Origin of the sequence: Ohessyouella blattaphilus, assembly GCF_024721265.1 — a bacterium.
Classification (GTDB): domain Bacteria; phylum Bacillota; class Clostridia; order Lachnospirales; family Lachnospiraceae; genus Aequitasia; species Aequitasia blattaphilus_A.
Genome location: NZ_JAMXOC010000083.1, coordinates 1 through 988 on the forward strand (window position 1 = coordinate 1; position 988 = coordinate 988).

1 protein-coding gene is annotated in these 988 nt (G+C 44.2%); it reads left to right on the top strand.

Translation table 11 applies throughout. The features are described 5' to 3' along the window. A partial coding sequence (locus NHH16_RS15455) for an MSCRAMM family protein (protein ID WP_262070481.1) occupies positions 1-988 on the top strand: 988 nt, incomplete at both ends.

Here is a 988-nt window from a genome sequence, read left to right on the forward strand (position 1 = left end):
CAAGCCAGATCTCGGCCTCTGTATTTACCGGAGTGACGGCAACGAATCAAGCAAGGTGTATTGATATTCTGAGACACATTATTAGCGGGGATGCAGCACCGGAAGGTTTTCAAGCATTTATGATCACTCGGGATACCAGTTTTCAAGCGGTTTTCGGAAGCTCCTATGTGCCGAATGGGAAGATCAAACTCCAGAAGACTTCAGCAAATACAGCTTTAACGGAGAATAATGATTGCTATAACCTTGCAGGCGCAGAGTATGAGGTTGCTAAAAATGAAGAGATAGTTGCCACTATTAAGGTAGGAGCAGATGGCTTTGGTGAGGTAGAAGTGAGGCCGGGAAAATACGAAGTAAAAGAGGTCAAAGCACCGACTGGCTATGCTCTTGATGCGAACATCTATGAAGTGGTGGTCCCTTCAGGGGGAGAGGTGATGGTCAATGGCGCCGGTGTAAAAGAAGTACCCCAAAACAATCCTATTGAAATCTGGGCTTTTAAGAAGGATAAGGAAACGAACGAGGGCAAGCCACAAGGCGGGGCAGCGTTAGAAGATACTCAGTTTAGAGTTAAATTCTATAAAGGCCATTATGACGTGGATCCTCAGACGCTTGGCAAGAAAGAGGAACGCAGCTGGATTATTCGAACGGATAACGAGGGAAGGGCAATGCTTGGTAAAGAGTATCTAGTAAGTGGCAGTGACTTTTATCTAGATTCAAAAGGAAACCCCACCCTTCCTTTAGGGACAGTAACAACCCAAGAGATAAAGGCATCAGAGGGATATCTGCTAAGTGATGCTAGTGTTCATGTAAAAAAGGTGACGGCGGAAGGAAAGCTAGAAAGTGTAAAGACTTATGATAGCCCGGTAATTAAAAATAATCCGATTCGTGGAGATCTAAAGTTCGTCAAGATAGAAGACGGTACTGGTAAACGAATGGCCAATATTCCCTTCTCAATCACGTCAAAAACGACAGGTGAAAGTCATATTATTGT